A 13,813-nucleotide genomic window follows, 5' to 3' on the forward strand; every position below is an offset into this window, starting at 1 on the left:
CTAGAAGGTGGGCCATCACCATGGAGTGCGCCGCATGACACAGATAACGCCGCAGCCCGGCATCATGGACATCAAGCTCTACCAGGGCGGGGCCAGCCATGTGGCGGGCGTCCAGAACGTGGTCAAGCTCAGCTCGAACGAAAACCCCCTGGGGCCGTCCGAGGCCGCGATGGAAGCCTTCCGCCGCGCGGCCTTCAGTCTGCATCGTTATCCGTCGACGGACCACGCAGGTCTACGTCAGGCCATCGCAGAAGTGCTGAAGCTCGAAGCCGACAACATCATCTGCGGGGCCGGCTCGGACGAGATCATCGCATTCCTCTGCCAGGCCTATGCCGGGCCGGGGCGCGAGGTGATCCACACCGAACACGGGTTTGGCATGTACAAGATCAACGCGCTGGCGGCGGGTGCCACCCCGGTCGAGGTGAAAGAGCGTGAGCGGGTCACGGATGTGGACAACATCCTGGCCGCTTGCGGGCCCAAGACCGCGTTGGTCTTTATCGCGAACCCCAACAACCCGACCGGCACCATGATTGCGCCCGGCGAAGTCGCGCGTCTGGCCGATGCCCTGCCACCGCAGGCGCTGCTGGTGCTTGACGGGGCCTACGCGGAATATGTCGATGGCTATGACGGCGGCGCGGCGTTGGTTGAAGCACGCGAAAACGTCATCATGACGCGCACGTTTTCCAAGATTTACGGATTGGGCGGGCTGCGCGTCGGCTGGGGCTATGGCCCGCGCCACGTCATTGACGTGCTCAACCGCATCCGGGGGCCGTTCAACCTGTCTCAGGCCGCGCTGACAGCGGCGGAGGCGGCGATCCGCGATGTGGCTTACGTAGATCACTGCCGGGCCGAGAACGCCCGCATGCGGACCTGGATGGCCGATGCGCTGGCCGAAATCGGCGTGCCGTCCGACGTGTCGCTGACCAATTTCGTACTGGCCCGTTTCGCCGACCCCGAGGAGGCCGCGGCCTGCAACGCGCATCTGACATCGCAGGGCCTGCTGGTGCGGCCTTCGGCCAGCTACAACCTGCCCAATTGCCTGCGGATCTCGGTGGGCGACGAACCCTCGTGCCGTCGTGTCGTACATGCGGTCCGTCAGTTCAAGAACGGTGAGGCGGATGACTGAAGTCTATGACCGCGTCGCGCTGATTGGCCTCGGCCTGATTGCTTCCTCGATGGCATGGGCGATCAAACGCGGCGGATTGGCACGCGAGGTCACTGGCTATGCCCGATCCCCCGAAACCCGCAACACCGCGCGGGAGATCGGTCTTTGTGACCGGATCTGCGACACTGTGCTTGAGGCTGTCGAGGGGGCGGATCTGGTTGTGCTCTGCGTGCCTGTTGGCGTGATGGGCGAACTGGCCGCGGAAATCGCACCGGTGCTGAAACCGGGGGCCACCGTCACCGATGTGGGGTCGGTCAAGGCAGATGTGATCGCCCAGGTCGGACCGCATATCCCGAAAGGGGTGCATTTCGTCCCCGGACACCCGCTGGCCGGGACCGAACACTCCGGCCCGCGCTCCGGCTTTGCCGAGCTTTTCGAAAACCGCTGGTGCCTGCTGGTCCCGCCGGAGGGCACGGACCCCGCTGCCATCGCGAAACTGCGGCTGTTCTGGGAAGGCCTTGGTGCCAATGTCGATGAAATGGACGCCGAACATCATGATCTTGTGTTGGCGGTGACCAGCCATGCCCCGCACCTGATCGCCTATACGATGGTGGGGGTCGCCGACGACCTGCGCCGGGTGACTGACAGTGAAGTCATCAAGTATTCCGCCGGCGGTTTCCGCGACTTCACCCGCATTGCCGCCTCTGATCCGACCATGTGGCGCGACGTTTTCCTGTCGAACAAGGATGCGACGCTGGAGATCCTTGGCCGCTTCACCGAAGAGTTGTTTGCCCTGCAAAGGGCGATCCGGCAGGGTGACGGGGCGCATCTGCACGATTATTTCACCCGGACCCGCGCGATCCGAAAAGGGATCATCGAGGCGGGTCAGGATACGGATGCACCGGATTTCGGCCGGGGAGGTGGCAAGAAATGAAGGTGGTGGGGGCGACATGTGTTGTGCTGGTTCTGGCCACGCTGGCCCATGCCAACGGCCCGAACACCTCGCTGCGCCCGATCCCGCGAGAAGGTAACGCGCCGGTCCAGACGGTGCCCTCTGCCCCGCTTGGTCAGCCTGACGATATGCGCATGGCACAAGAAGCACAGCCCGAAAGGAAGGGCCTTTTCAAGTCCCTGCGCCCCCTGTTCCGATCCCGCACGGTGGAAAAGACCGCCCGCACGCAGCGTGAGATGCTGAAGAAAGGCGCGGTCTGCGGTGATCTCGCGATTCAGGGCGAAGCCCTGGGCCGGGTCAAGGGCAAGCTGAGTGGCTGCGGCGTGGACAATGCGGTGAAGGTGCGGTCGGTTTCAGGGGTAAAGCTCAGCACCGGCGCGGTGATGGATTGCACCACGGCCAATGCGCTGAAAGCCTGGATGGAACGTGCGGCCAAACCGGCTCTTTCAAGATCGGGCGGCGGTCTGAAAAGTGTCAGGGTGGCTGCGCATTACGCCTGCCGGTCGCGCAACAACCAGAAGGGCGCAAAGATATCCGAACACGGCAAGGGCCGGGCCATCGACATTTCCGGGTTCGTTCTGAACAACGGCACCGAGGTCAGCGTCTTGCAGGGGTGGAACGCGCGCATCTATTCCAGGCCTCTGCGCCAGATGCACAAGGCCGCCTGCGGACCGTTTGGCACGGTGCTTGGCCCCAATGCCAATCGGTTCCACCGCGACCATTTTCATTTTGACACGGCCCGTTATCGTTCGGGCAGCTATTGCCGCTGACCCTGTCGCAGGATGCGCGGGGCCGGGCCAAGCTGGATCGGGCCAAGCGCCATTTGCCCGTCCGCGAAGGCAAGCGTGATTTCAAGATCGCCGTCCTTGCCGCCGATATTGGCCAGCCCGCCCATGACCAGCTGGACCTGATCACGCCGGTCCGGGTGCAACAGGCCTGATCTTTCCGCGAGGTCGATCATTTCTTGCCAACGGGCAAGGCGCAGGGTCACATTGCCTGTCGGCACGCCAGCCGCGTCAATTGTAACACTCCCTTCGCCTGACAGCGCCAGCGCGCCCCACCGCAGATCAAGCCTGTCCAGTTCCACCGCACGGGGCTGTGCGGGCAGACCTGTCAGCGCTTCCCGGTCCAGCGGCCTGTCAAACCGGATGGTGCCATGCAGGGCAAAACTGTCAAAGGCAGCGGGCCAGTCGCTGGACAGGTTCAGAAGGCCGCGCAGGGCATCGCCGGGTGTGAGCGCCGCCGCCCCGAGATCGAAGGCATAGACCGTTTCGGCCGATGTCTCCTGTTGCGCCGTCAGGGCAAGGCTATCCGCGCTGAGCCACGCGCCCTGCGCGGAGGAAAGCAGCCACGGACCGCTGTGCAAGGCCGCATTTTCCAGTTGCAGGGCGGTGCCGGGGCGCAGGCGCAGCCGGGCGTCGGAATCTTGCGCCCGCAGGCGGAATGGCTGACCCGAAAGGGTGATTATGATCGGCGTTTGCGGCAGGTCGAGCGTGACAAACCCCGGCCAGTAGGTCGGCGCAGACAGGGTGATCCGGTCCGCCGACACCGCATTCCCGCTGACCGGATCGGACAGCGCCACCCCCTGCGCCACGCTGCGCAGGCGCAGGGGAAAGCCGCTTTGCGTCACCTTGGCCTCGGCCTGCCAACCGGCGGCGCGGCGGTCTTGCAGCCATGCAACGGCCCCTTGCCGCAATGCATAGCTGGCCCCGGCCCACCACGCAGACCAAAGCAGGGCAACGGATATCAGTAATATCACCAACCTGCGCATGAAGAGACCCCTTTAACTCGACCCGATGATGCGGTTTACCGGGGGCAAAGCGAAAGGACCAGCCAGATGGAAATGTGGGTGTTCGGTTACGGGTCCCTGTTGTGGAATCCGGGGTTTGAGGTTGCGGAAAGCGTGGTCGGCACCCTGCCGGGATACGCGCGGTCCTTTTGCATGCGCTCGATCCATCATCGCGGCAGCGAGGAAGCCCCCGGACTGGTGCTGGCATTGGACGAACAGCCGGACCATGCCTGCACAGGCATTGCCCTGCGCGTGGCAGCGGGGCAGGAGGCGGCGACATTGGCCTATCTGCGCGAGCGGGAGCTGATCTCTTCCGCCTATCTGGAAAAGAACCTGGATGTCGATCTGACGGATGGCAGGCGGGTCCGGGCCGTGGTCTATGTCATCGACGAAACCCACGACCAATATTGCGGCGGTCTGCCGCTGGAAGAACAGGCGCAGATCATCGCGCATGCGGTCGGAGGACGCGGGCCCAATACCGAATACCTCTATAACACCGCCAGCCACCTGGCCGAGATCGGCCTGCACGACGCTGAACTGGACTGGCTGCACGAAAGGGTGAGGCACCTGACCTCATAATTACATGGCGCAACGCGGCAAATTCGGTATAAACACTGGTGAGAGCAGGAAAAAGGGTCAGGAGCCAAGCCTGATGGCGCAGCCAGACCGCGCGCAGACACCGCAATTCTCCCAGCCGGTGCGTCAGGTAACCCTGATGCTGGTGGTGCTGGCCCTGACCGCTGTAGGCGGATTTCTTGCGTTGCCTTCTGTCTTTCCGATTTTCGTGGCGAACCCCTATTTGAACGGGTTCATCATCTTTGTCTTTTTCATTGGCGTGCTGGCCTGTTTCTATCAGGTCTATCAGCTGATCGGTTCAGTCCGCTGGATCGAGAATTTCGCCTCTGACAAGCCCGACCCCGAAACCGTCGCCCCGCAGCTTCTGGCACCGCTGGCGCAGCTTTTGCGGACGCGCGGCGCGCGAATGCAGATCAGCGCAACATCGACGCGCTCGATCCTCGATTCAGTCGCCACCCGTGTCGACGAGGCGCGGGAGATCACGCGCTATATCGTCAACATGCTGATTTTCCTCGGCCTTCTTGGCACCTTCTATGGTCTTGCCACCACGGTCCCCGCCGTGGTCGATACCATCCGCAGCCTAGCCCCCAGCGAAGGTGAAGGGGGCGTCAATGTCTTTAATCGCCTGATGACGGGGCTTGAGGCGCAGTTGGGCGGCATGGGCGTCGCCTTTGGCTCTTCCCTGCTGGGGCTTGCCGGGTCGCTGGTGGTGGGGCTGCTTGAGCTTTTCGCGGGCCACGGACAGAACCGGTTCTATCAGGAACTCGAAGACTGGCTCAGTTCCATCACCCGTGTCGGCTTCTCTGCCGGGGACGATGCCACCAGCGATCAGCAGATGATGGCGGGCGTGGTTGACCACATGGCCGAGCAGATGGAAAGCCTGCAACAGATGTACACCCAGTCCGACATCAGCCGGTCCATGGTGGATGAAAAACTGGGCAAGCTGGCCGATGCGGTGGACCGGATGACCAACCGGATGCAGCAGGGCGATGCCTCGGGCGCGGCGCTGGAGCGTATTGCGGAGGGGCAGGAGCGGCTGATCACCACGCTGGAAAAGACGGGTGGCGACGGGATGGATGCCGAAAGCCGGATGCGCCTGCGGTCCATCGACGTGCAGATGTTGCGTATCCTGGAAGAAATTTCCGCAGGCCGCCAGGAAACCATGGCTGAACTGCGCCACGACATTTCATTGCTGGCCAAAGCGGTATCGGGCGGGCGACCGGCCTCCGTACCGCGCCGGATGCGCAGTCCCGAAACGCCGGATGAGAGCTGACCATGGCATTGTCCCGGCGGACAGGAACACGCTTCCAGGGGTCGATCTGGCCCGGCTTTGTCGATGCGATGACCGGTCTTTTGCTGGTGCTGATGTTCGTGCTGACCATCTTCATGGTGGTGCAATATGTCCTGACCGAACGGATCACCGGCCAGGAAAGCGAGCTTGACCAGCTGTCGGGCGAGGTTGCGGCCCTGGCCCGTGCGCTGGGGGTGGAGGAGCGTTCCAATGCGCAGCTTGAGGCGCGTCTGGGGGCGCTCAACGCAACGCTGAACGACGCGCAGGAACAGGTCAACCAGCAGGCCGCCCTGATCGCATCGCTGACAAGCGAGCGCGACAGTCAGGCGGCGGCGCTGGATGCGGCGCAGACCCAGATCACGGGATTCGAGGCGCAGGTCGCTGCCCTGATCGCGTCGCGCGACACTGCGCTGGGGCAGGTGGCGACGCTGGAGGAGTCTCAGGCCAGTTTGCAGGAACGTCAGGCGGAATTGCTGAGCGAACAGGAGGCGCTGAACCTCGCGCTGGCCAATGCGCGCAACGAGGTGGATGCCCAGGCCGAAGCGGCGCGTCTTGCCGCCTCCCGCCGCGAGGCGCTGGATGCGCTGGTCGCGGACCTGCGGGCGCGCAATGCGGATGTCGAGGGTCAGGTGGCTGACCTTTCGCAACAGGTGGCTGAGGCCGAGGCGGCACTGAGCGAGGAAGAGGCCGCGCGGCTGGCCGAAGCCGCTGCGGCGGAACTGCTGCGCAACCGTCTGGAAAATGCGGATGCGGAACTGACCGCGATGACCCTGGCGCTGGAACAGCAGCGCCGCGAGGCGGAAGAAACCCTGACCCTGCTGGCTGCGGCAAGGGCGGCGGAAGAGGATCTGGATAGCCGTCTGTCGCAAACACTGATGCGTCTGCAAGAGGCGGAAAAGGCGGTTGCAGACGATGCCGAGGCGCAGGAGGACGCAGCACGCCTGCGCGCGGAAATCGAAGCGCTGCGTGGGCGCCTTGATGAAACCACCGCAGAGCTGACAGACCAGCGCGACGACCTGCGCGCGCAACTGGCACAGGCGGTAGCGGCAAAGCTGGCAGCGGAAACACTGGCCGAGGATACGACAAGCGAGGCGGAGAAACGCGCGGCCCTGCTGGCGGCGGCACGGTCCGCACTGGCCGAGGAAGAAGCCACAAGTGCTGCGGCCCAGCGGCAGACGGAATTGCTGAACCAGCAGGTCGCGGCCCTGCGCCAGCAATTGGGCAACCTTCAGGCCTTGCTGGATGACGCGGTGGCGCGGGATGCGGCGCAATCGGTCGAACTGCAATCGCTTGGATCAGAGCTGAACACCGCCCTGGCCCGCGTTGCGGCAGAGCAGCGCCGCCGTGCCGAACTGGAAGCGGCCGAACGCGCGCGGCTTGAGGCGCAGACCAAGGATCTTGAACAATACCGCTCGGAATTCTTTGGCCGTTTGCGGGATGTGCTGGGGTCGCAGGATGGCGTGCGGATCGAAGGCGACCGGTTTGTGTTTTCCTCCGAAGTGCTGTTCCCGCCGGGTGGTGCTGTGCTGTCTACGGATGGTGAGCGCGAGATTGCCAAGGTGGCGCGCATCCTGCGGTCGGTTGCGGGGGATATCCCGCCCGAGATTGACTGGGTGATCCGCGTGGATGGCCATACTGACAATGTGCCTCTGTCGGGCCTTGGCGAATTTGCGGACAACTGGGAATTGTCACAGGCGCGCGCCTTGTCGGTTGTGAAATACATGATCAGTGCGTTGGGCATTTCTCCAAATCGGCTGGCGGCCAATGGCTTTGGTCAATACCAGCCGGTAGCGGCAGGCGACAGCGAAGAGGCCCGCGCACAGAACCGGCGGATCGAGTTGAAGTTCACGGAGAAGTAACCCTGCGGACGCGGCTGACGCCGCGACGCCATGCCGGGTGGCTGTTGCACGCCTGAGCCCTCTTCGGCGGGTGCCGCGCGGGTTGAGGCGCGCTTTAGCGCAGAATGATCTGCGTGGTCTTTTGGTCGAGGGTCTGTTTATTTCGGATCAGGGTGGCGGTGCCGGTATAGGTGCCGGGCATCCATGCGCCGCTGGCGCGTTTCTTGCCAATGGCGCGAAAGGCCAGCGCCTGATCCTTGGTCAGGTCGATGTTCTGGGTGATGACCTTGCCCTTCGGTCCGGTAATGGCGAGACGCAGGATATCGCCCTGTCGCGGCCCAAAGAAATAGGCGAATACCACCATGGCCGCTTCGTCGGAGGGGAGTGTTTCCACGGCGGCAGTGCCTGCCTTGATCCGCACGTAATCGGGGATCGCATCTGCAAACCCGACCGACAGCAAACCACCCGGACGGTAGGCAGGCGGTGCCTGCCACAGTGTGCTGTCGCCGGGGGTGTCGCAGGACAGGGTGCCGTCCGGATCAAAGGGATCAATCGGGGTGCCATCCGGATCGCGCACCGAAAGGTGGACATGGGGAAAGGCCGCGTTGCCGGACTGGCCGATCTGGCCCAGGACCGTGCCAGTCTCAACGGTCTGGTTCTGGCTGACGGCAACACTGCCCTGCTTGAGGTGGCAATACTGGGTCTGCCAGCCCCCCTCATGCTGGATCACCACGCCGTTGCCGCATTCGCGCTCTGCCAGTTCGGCGCGGCGTTCCGGGGTGTAGCCAAGGTCGTCCATCCCGTCGCGGGTCCCCGTCACGATGCCGGGCGCAGCAGCAAGGACATCAACCCCCGCCGCCATGTCCGCGAGGGTGGGCAGGGCGAAGTCGGTGCCCTTGTGACCATCATAGGACAGGCCCGCACAGGTGTAATCCGTGACACCTGGGCCGGGGTCACGGTCCATATATTGCTGGATATAGCAGGTCTGGGTGAGGTCGCAGGCCACGGGGGGCTGCAAAAGAATGCCCTCCGCCAGTGCGGGACCGGCGAAGGGCAGGGTCAGGGCCAGAAGGCCCCGAAGCATCATTCCGCTGTCAAAAGCGGGGGTTTGTTGCCTGACAGGCGCGGCTTTTCCGGGCTGAGGATCTGCAAATCCAACTCGCCCTTCTTGACGCCGACCTTGACCACACCGCCCTTGGCGAGTTTGCCGAACAGCAATTCCTCGGCCAGTGGTTTCTTGATGTGCTCCTGGATCACGCGGCCCAGGGGGCGCGCGCCCATCTTGTCGTCATAGCCCTTGTCGGCCAGCCATTCGGCAGCCTTCTTGCTGAGCTCGATGGTCACGTTGCGGTCCATCAGCTGTGCCTCAAGTTGCAGCACGAACTTTTCGACCACGCGCAGGATGACTTCCTTGGGCAGCGGCGCAAAGCTGATCACCGCGTCCAGACGGTTGCGGAATTCCGGCGTGAACGTGCGTTCGATCGCGGCCGTATCCTCGCCCGTGCGGCGGTCGCGGCCAAAGCCGATGGCTTCCTTGGCCTGTTCAGCGGCACCTGCGTTGGAGGTCATGATCAGCACCACATTGCGGAAATCCACCGTCCGGCCATTGTGGTCGGTCAGCTTGCCGTGGTCCATCACCTGCAACAGGATGTTGTAGACATCCGGGTGCGCCTTTTCCATCTCGTCCAGCAGCAACACGCAGTGCGGGTGCTGGTCGACGCCGTCGGTCAGCATGCCGCCCTGGTCGAACCCGACATAACCCGGAGGTGCACCGATCAGGCGGGAAACCGCGTGTTTCTCCATGTATTCCGACATGTCAAAGCGCAGCAGTTCCACGCCCAGCGTATCGGCCAGTTGCTTGGCCACTTCGGTCTTGCCGACACCGGTCGGCCCGGCAAAGAGATAGTTGCCGATGGGCTTTTCCGGTTCGCGCAGGCCCGCGCGGGCCAGTTTGATGGCAGAGGACAGCGCCTCGATCGCCTTGTCCTGGCCGAACACCACGCGCTTGAGCGACTTTTCAAGGTCCTTGAGAACCACAACATCGTCCTTGGACACGTTCTTGGGCGGGATGCGCGCGATCTTGGCCACCACGGCCTCGACCTCCTTGGTGCCGATGGTCTTGCGGCGTTTGGAGGCGGCGACCAGATGCTGGGCGGCACCGGCCTCGTCAATGACGTCAATTGCCGAATCCGGCAGCTTGCGGTCGTTGATATAGCGATGCGCCAGTTCCACGCTCGTCTTGATCGCGTCTGAGGTGTATTTGACCGAATGGTGATCCTCGAAATAGGGTTTCAGGCCCCGCAGGATTTTCACCGCATCATCCACTGAAGGCTCGTTCACGTCGATCTTCTGGAACCGGCGGCTCAACGCGCGGTCCTTTTCGAAGTGCTGGCGGAACTCCTTGTAGGTGGTGGAGCCCATAGTGCGCAGCTTGCCGCCCTGAAGCGCAGGCTTCAGCAGGTTGGAGGCATCCATCGCACCGCCCGAGGTTGCGCCCGCACCGATCACGGTGTGAATTTCGTCGATGAAAAGGACGGCGTCCTTATGCGCTTCAAGTTCCGAAACCACGGCTTTTAACCGTTCCTCGAAATCGCCGCGATACCGGGTCCCGGCCAGCAACGCGCCCATGTCGAGCGAATAGATGGTGGTCTTGGAGAGTACTTCCGGTGTCTCGCCGGCGACGATCTTGCGCGCGAGACCTTCGGCGATGGCGGTCTTGCCCACGCCGGGGTCGCCGACCAGCAGCGGGTTGTTCTTGCGGCGGCGGCACAGCACCTGAATGCACCGCTCCACTTCGGCCTCGCGGCCGATCAGCGGGTCAATGTCGCCTTCGCGGGATTTGGCGTTCAGGTCCACGCAGTATTTGGCCAGCGCGGATTCCTTCTTGTCGCCCTCGGTCACGCCCTGGGGTTCTTCCTCATGCTCCGGCGCGCCGGCTACGGGGCGCTGTTCGCCATAGGCCGGGTCCTTGGCCACGCCATGCGCAATGTAGTTGACCGCGTCATAGCGGGTCATGTCCTGCTCCTGCAGGAAATAGGCCGCGTTGGATTCACGTTCTGCAAAGATGGCGACCAGCACGTTCGCGCCCGTCACCTCGGTCCGGCCGGAGGACTGGACATGGATCGCGGCGCGCTGGATCACGCGCTGGAAGGCGGCGGTCGGCACGGCTTCGGAACCATCGACATCGGTGACAAGGTTGCTCAGATCCTCGTCCACGAATTCGACCAGCGTGTCGCGCAGTTCGGACACATCGACCGAACATGCCTTCATCACCTGGACGGCATCGGGTTCGTCGATCAGGGCCAGCAAAAGGTGTTCCAGGGTTGCAAATTCGTGCCGACGGGCATTGGCCAGGGCCAGCGCGGCGTGAATTGCTTGCTCAAGCGTATTCGAGAATGAAGGCACAAGGTGCTCCTTTTCGATCGGGGTCGGTAGGGGGCTGTGGAATAACAGGGCCCCGGTCCGACCATGGCCTCATAGTATTAGAGTTTGGTTGATCATGGCCTGGCTTCAAGCACTTTCTTGAAAATTCTCTTCACAAAGACCGTGATAGCGTTGTTTTGGCGTCAGATGCGGCAGGTTTACTGACAGATCGGGGCTGGTCGAAGGCATTGCAGATACAATGCTCAGGCAGGCCCGGTCAGAAATTGTCCTTGCGCTTGCGAATTTCGGCAAAGACCTCGCTGTCCGATGCATCTGGCATCCCCAGGGTCGCGCGAATGCCGGGGTCGGCGGGGCGCAGGAAGGGATTGGTCTGGAGTTCGGTTGAAAGTTGCGTTGGCACCGTTGGCTGACCCTTGGCACGGGCGTCCTCAACGGCTTTGGCTCTTGATATAAGGGCTGCATTCCGGGGATCAACGGTCAGCGCGAATTTTGCGTTGGACGCGGTGTATTCATGGCCTGAACAGATGGTCGTATCGCCGGGCAGGACCATCAGCTTTTGCATGGATGTCCACATCTGCGCAGGCGTTCCTTCGAACAACCGGCCGCAGCCAAGCGCCATCAGGCTGTCGGCGGTAAAGGCGGCATTCGCGTCCGGCACGTAAAACGCGATATGGCCAACCGTGTGGCCGGATACATCCAGGATTTGTGCCGTGAGGCTGCCCAGCTTGACGGTGTCGCCTTCCTTTACCGGCACATTGAGTTCCGGCATCCGGTGGGCGTCTGCCGCCGCACCCACGACAGAGGCGTGATGATCCGCCAGCAGATCGGCCAGGCCATCCACGTGGTCCCAGTGATGATGAGTCAACCACACCTGCGACAGGGTCCAGCCATGATCTTCAAGCGCTGCCTTGATTGGGCCTGCCTCGGGGACGTCGATGCAGGCCGTCTCGCCGGTTGCTTCATCGTGCAGCAGATATGCGTAATTATCGGACAGGCAGGGAATTGTAATCAGATCAAAGGGCATGGTGTATTCCTCTCTCCTGTTGGTAAGATCGTGACCAGAGTGACACTCACAACGATGGGCTGCAATGCATCTTGATGTTCAGGACCTGCGTAATTTCTACTACCGCAGCACGTTGGGGCGTGCGGCGCAGAAATCCCTGCGCAACCGCATGCTGGGGCTCTGGCCCGAGGCCAAGGGCCAGACCGTGGTCGGCTTCGGCTTTGCCGCGCCACTGCTGCGCCCCTACTTGCAGGATGCGCGTCGGGTGATGACCCTGATGCCCGGACCGCAGGGGGTGATGCCCTGGCCTGCGGGGATGCCGAATACCTCCGTCCTGACCGAAGAGACGCTCTGGCCGATCGAGACCGGGCATGTGGACAAACTGGTGTTGCTGCACGGGCTGGAAACGTCGGAGAGGCCCTCGGACCTGCTGGAGGAATGCTGGCGGGTACTGGGGCCGGGGGGCAAGGCGCTGTTCATCGTGCCGAACCGCGCCGGCCTCTGGGCGCGGCGGGACCGGACGCCATTCGGTTATGGGCGACCCTATTCGCCGGGGCAGCTCGATATACAGCTGCGCAAGCATCAGTTCCTGCCTGAACGCCAGGTTGGCGCGCTGTACCAGATACCCTCGCAGCAGCGCATCTGGATGAAATCCTCCGGCCTGTTCGAACGGGTCGGTCGGCATGTGCCAACGATCCTTGCCGGGGGCGCATTCATGGTCGAGGCGACAAAGCTGGTCTATCCGCCCAAAGGCCGGACGCAAAGGAACCGCAAGCGCATCAGCGTGCTGGATGGGCTTACCGAACCAGCCGTGGGCAACGCCCGGACCTAGGGGACTGACCTTAGCTTGCCGGGAAAACCTATGCCGCCACCGGATCGGGATCGGGTTCGCGGATCACGATCTGATCGGCCTCCAGCGCGGTCACACCCGTCATGCGAACGGTAAAGGTCTGCGCCGACGCGGTGGCAGAGGGGGCCACCTCGACAGTGACATCCAGATAGGAGCCATCCTCCGCAGGTTCTGTCGATATTGTGGTCACCTGACTGCCGGTTTCGCGCAGATCAAGGACCAGACTGTCCTCTTGCGGATCAAAGTCGGAGATATGGGCCACGATGCCCAGGTCGGCGGCATCCGTTGCGCCAGGTTGCGCCGCGTCAAACAGGTCGATGGTGAAACTGTCGGACCCGTCACCGCCGGAAAGGGTGCTGGCCGCGGCTGCGGCTCCGTCATCAAGCACCACACGCACCCCGATATCGTCCGCGCCCGCGTCGCCAAAGACCTCGGCCCCGGCGGATTCGCTGTAAATCACGTCGTCACCCGCGTTGCCGTGAATGGTGCCGCCCTCGCCACCGACGTAGAAATCGTCATTGCCGTCGCCGCCGTTCAGGCGCAGGTCACCGCCTTCGATGAAGACTTCGAAACTGTCGTCACCGGTGCCGCCGTTCGCTTCGAGGTCCTGGTCGGTTTGCAGGCCAAAGAAGTCATCCCCGCCGTCGCCGTTCAGCACCGCGTCCACGGCATCGTCATTGTACAGGCTGTCGTTGCCCTCGCCGCCGTTCAAGGTTGGCGCGTTGCCACCCGCGCGCAGGTCGTCGCGCCCGTCATCTCCATTCAGAACGACCCCATCAGACGTGTCGGTGGCGGTCAGGCTGTCGTTGCCGCCGCCCGCGTTTACGGTTTCCGAGCCAGCTGCCGACAAAATGTCGTCACCCTCCGTGCCATTAACCACATCGTCGGAAGGGTCCGGATCGGGCGTGTCCACGGTGTCGTCGTCGTCATTGTTCAAAGCCATCAGCAAAAGGCCAACACCGAGGAACGGCAGAAGCGTGAGACCAAGCATGGGAATCCCCCAGAAAAAGACAGGCGAGAGCATG

General features: G+C 63.1%; 12 protein-coding genes. 7 read left to right on the top strand and 5 right to left on the bottom strand.

The window, feature by feature from the left end; translation table 11 throughout:
- The first annotated feature begins 34 nt into the window (after window positions 1-34).
- From hisC to A8B82_RS00415, 3 genes are read left to right on the top strand one after another with little or no spacing between them, the layout of a single operon-like run.
- Window positions 35-1,126 carry a histidinol-phosphate transaminase gene (hisC, locus tag A8B82_RS00405; RefSeq protein ID WP_067286860.1) on the top strand — a complete coding sequence of 364 codons (1,092 nt, stop codon included), beginning with the start codon at window positions 35-37 and terminating at the stop codon, window positions 1,124-1,126.
- Window positions 1,119-2,039, top strand: coding sequence for a prephenate/arogenate dehydrogenase family protein (locus A8B82_RS00410; RefSeq protein WP_067286863.1), 921 nt, complete (start codon window positions 1,119-1,121; stop codon window positions 2,037-2,039). Before hisC ends, A8B82_RS00410 begins: the two co-directional genes overlap by 8 nt.
- Window positions 2,036-2,827: an extensin-like domain-containing protein gene (locus tag A8B82_RS00415; protein ID WP_138069630.1), complete on the top strand. Its 792-nt coding sequence runs from the start codon at window positions 2,036-2,038 to the stop codon at window positions 2,825-2,827. The genes A8B82_RS00410 and A8B82_RS00415 overlap by 4 nt, the downstream gene beginning before the upstream one ends.
- On the opposite strand, the gene A8B82_RS00420 is transcribed toward A8B82_RS00415, so the two are convergent.
- Entirely contained in the window at window positions 2,815-3,828 is a 1,014-nt protein-coding gene (locus A8B82_RS00420; protein WP_067286865.1) for a DUF2125 domain-containing protein, read from the bottom strand. The genes A8B82_RS00415 and A8B82_RS00420 overlap by 13 nt on opposite strands.
- A gap of 66 nt (window positions 3,829-3,894) precedes the next feature.
- Between A8B82_RS00420 and A8B82_RS00425 the strand changes: the two genes are divergently transcribed.
- From A8B82_RS00425 to A8B82_RS00435, 3 genes are all read left to right on the top strand, one after another.
- Window positions 3,895-4,425: a gamma-glutamylcyclotransferase gene (locus A8B82_RS00425; protein WP_067286867.1), complete on the top strand. Its 531-nt coding sequence runs from the start codon at window positions 3,895-3,897 to the stop codon at window positions 4,423-4,425.
- 73 nt (window positions 4,426-4,498) lie between these two features.
- Complete coding sequence (locus A8B82_RS00430; RefSeq protein ID WP_067286869.1) at window positions 4,499-5,695, top strand: biopolymer transporter ExbB; 1,197 nt, start codon at window positions 4,499-4,501, stop codon at window positions 5,693-5,695.
- Window positions 5,696-5,697: 2 nt separating this feature from the next.
- Window positions 5,698-7,572, top strand: a complete 1,875-nt coding sequence (locus A8B82_RS00435; RefSeq protein ID WP_067286872.1) for a peptidoglycan -binding protein — start codon at window positions 5,698-5,700, stop codon at window positions 7,570-7,572.
- Between the two features lie 94 nt (window positions 7,573-7,666).
- On the opposite strand, the gene A8B82_RS00440 is transcribed toward A8B82_RS00435, so the two are convergent.
- The 3 genes from A8B82_RS00440 to gloB form a co-directional block, all read right to left on the bottom strand.
- Window positions 7,667-8,638, bottom strand: a complete 972-nt coding sequence (locus A8B82_RS00440) for a M23 family metallopeptidase (RefSeq protein ID WP_067286874.1) — start codon at window positions 8,636-8,638, stop codon at window positions 7,667-7,669.
- Window positions 8,635-10,956 carry an ATP-dependent Clp protease ATP-binding subunit ClpA gene (gene clpA, locus A8B82_RS00445; protein ID WP_067286877.1) on the bottom strand — a complete coding sequence of 774 codons (2,322 nt, stop codon included), beginning with the start codon at window positions 10,954-10,956 and terminating at the stop codon, window positions 8,635-8,637. Before clpA ends, A8B82_RS00440 begins: the two co-directional genes overlap by 4 nt.
- A 235-nt stretch (window positions 10,957-11,191) precedes the next feature.
- Window positions 11,192-11,959, bottom strand: coding sequence for a hydroxyacylglutathione hydrolase (gene gloB, locus A8B82_RS00450; protein ID WP_067286880.1), 768 nt, complete (start codon window positions 11,957-11,959; stop codon window positions 11,192-11,194).
- Between the two features lie 64 nt (window positions 11,960-12,023).
- Here gloB and A8B82_RS00455 point away from each other — a divergent pair, with 64 nt between their 5' ends.
- On the top strand, window positions 12,024-12,770 hold the full coding sequence (locus A8B82_RS00455) for a methyltransferase domain-containing protein (RefSeq protein WP_067286882.1): 747 nt from the start codon (window positions 12,024-12,026) through the stop codon (window positions 12,768-12,770).
- Between the two features lie 28 nt (window positions 12,771-12,798).
- Here A8B82_RS00455 and A8B82_RS24110 read toward each other — a convergent pair whose 3' ends face one another.
- On the bottom strand, window positions 12,799-13,779 hold the full coding sequence (locus A8B82_RS24110; RefSeq protein WP_161489402.1) for a calcium-binding protein: 981 nt from the start codon (window positions 13,777-13,779) through the stop codon (window positions 12,799-12,801).
- Window positions 13,780-13,813 lie beyond the last annotated feature (34 nt).

The sequence above is a fragment of the Sulfitobacter sp. EhC04 genome (genome assembly GCF_001650875.1).
Lineage (GTDB): Bacteria > Pseudomonadota > Alphaproteobacteria > Rhodobacterales > Rhodobacteraceae > Sulfitobacter.

Excerpts from the sequence above, each read along its gene's own strand:
- hisC (WP_067286860.1), top strand. The coding sequence starts at position 35 with ATGACACAGATAACGCCGCAGCCCGGCATCATGGACATCAAGCTCTAC.
- A8B82_RS00410 (WP_067286863.1), top strand. The coding sequence starts at position 1,119 with ATGACTGAAGTCTATGACCGCGTCGCGCTGATTGGCCTCGGCCTGATT.
- A8B82_RS00415 (WP_138069630.1), top strand. The coding sequence starts at position 2,036 with ATGAAGGTGGTGGGGGCGACATGTGTTGTGCTGGTTCTGGCCACGCTG.
- A8B82_RS00420 (WP_067286865.1), bottom strand. The coding sequence starts at position 3,828 with ATGCGCAGGTTGGTGATATTACTGATATCCGTTGCCCTGCTTTGGTCT.
- A8B82_RS00425 (WP_067286867.1), top strand. The coding sequence starts at position 3,895 with ATGGAAATGTGGGTGTTCGGTTACGGGTCCCTGTTGTGGAATCCGGGG.
- A8B82_RS00430 (WP_067286869.1), top strand. The coding sequence starts at position 4,499 with ATGGCGCAGCCAGACCGCGCGCAGACACCGCAATTCTCCCAGCCGGTG.
- A8B82_RS00435 (WP_067286872.1), top strand. The coding sequence starts at position 5,698 with ATGGCATTGTCCCGGCGGACAGGAACACGCTTCCAGGGGTCGATCTGG.
- A8B82_RS00440 (WP_067286874.1), bottom strand. The coding sequence starts at position 8,638 with ATGATGCTTCGGGGCCTTCTGGCCCTGACCCTGCCCTTCGCCGGTCCC.
- gloB (WP_067286880.1), bottom strand. The coding sequence starts at position 11,959 with ATGCCCTTTGATCTGATTACAATTCCCTGCCTGTCCGATAATTACGCA.
- A8B82_RS00455 (WP_067286882.1), top strand. The coding sequence starts at position 12,024 with ATGCATCTTGATGTTCAGGACCTGCGTAATTTCTACTACCGCAGCACG.
- A8B82_RS24110 (WP_161489402.1), bottom strand. The coding sequence starts at position 13,779 with ATGCTTGGTCTCACGCTTCTGCCGTTCCTCGGTGTTGGCCTTTTGCTG.